Below are 1,054 nucleotides of genomic sequence, written 5' to 3'. Positions count from 1 at the left end.
CTTCACGGCACCGGCGGTCAGGCCGGCCACGAACTGGCGCTGGACCACGAGGAACGCGGCCACGACCGGGATCGACACGACGAGCGACGCCGCCATGACCTGGTTCCAGTACACGTTCGTCTGCGTCGAGTACTGCTGCAGACCGACCGCCAGGGTCGAACCGAGCCCGTTCGTCATGACCGAGGCGAAGAGGACCTCACCCCAGGCCGTCATGAACGAGTAGATCCCGACCGCCACCAGACCCGGACGGGCCGACGGCAGGATGACCCGGAACAGGGCACCCATCGGACCCGAACCGTCGACCATCGCGGCCTCGTCGAGCTCGCGCGGGATGGTCTCGAAGTACCCGGCGAGCATCCAGATCGAGAACGGGAGCGTGAACGTCAGGTACGTGAGGATCAGCCCGAGCCACGACCCGACGAGCTGGATCCCCAGGGTGTTGCCGAGGTTCGTGAAGATCAGGAACAGCGGCAGCAGGAACAGCACGCCGGGGAACATCTGCGTGGAGAGCACCGCGGTGGTGAAGGTGCTCTTGCCCTTGAAGTTCCAGCGCGAGACACCGTAGGCGGCGAACGTCGCGATGATCAGCGAGAACACCGTCGCCACCGTGCACACGACGAGCGAGTTGATGAAGTACCGGCCGAGCGGCACCGTCGACCACATGTCGATGAACGGCTGGAAGGTGATCCGCGACGGGATCCACGTGAAGTTGTCCTGCACGTCGCCGAGGGGCTTGATGGCCGTGGTGATCATCACGTAGAGCGGCACGACCGTGAACAGCGTCAGGACGACCAGTGTGATGATCTTGAAGGACTTGGCGCCAGTTGTCTCACGCACGGACGGACCTCCGGTTGGTCACGGCGAGGTAGATGCCGGTGACGACGAGCAGGAAGAGCAGGAGCAGGACGCTCATCGCGGCGCCGGAACCGAAGTTCCAGGTGATGAACGACGCGTTGTAGATGTGGAAGCTCAGCAGGTCCGCGGCCGGTGGCTGCGCGGTCGAGCCGAACAGCACGAACGGGGTGTTGAAGTCGTTGAACGTCCACAGGAACAT

General features: G+C 64.1%; 1 protein-coding gene and 1 pseudogene. Both read right to left on the bottom strand.

Features of this window, described 5'->3' with window-relative positions; genetic code table 11:
• Window positions 1-837 (bottom strand): carbohydrate ABC transporter permease (locus BACI9J_RS24145; RefSeq protein ID WP_071251880.1); only part of this gene is annotated, 837 nt, incomplete at its 3' end.
• Window positions 830-1,054: pseudogene (locus BACI9J_RS24140) on the bottom strand (sugar ABC transporter permease); the annotation flags it as partial. The pseudogene BACI9J_RS24140 and the gene BACI9J_RS24145, both read right to left, overlap by 8 nt.

Source organism: Arthrobacter sp. 9V (assembly GCF_902506065.1).
Classification (GTDB): Bacteria; Actinomycetota; Actinomycetes; order Actinomycetales; family Micrococcaceae; genus Arthrobacter.
Note: the sequence above shows the minus strand (reverse complement) of the source record. Positions and strands in the feature narration are given on the sequence as shown.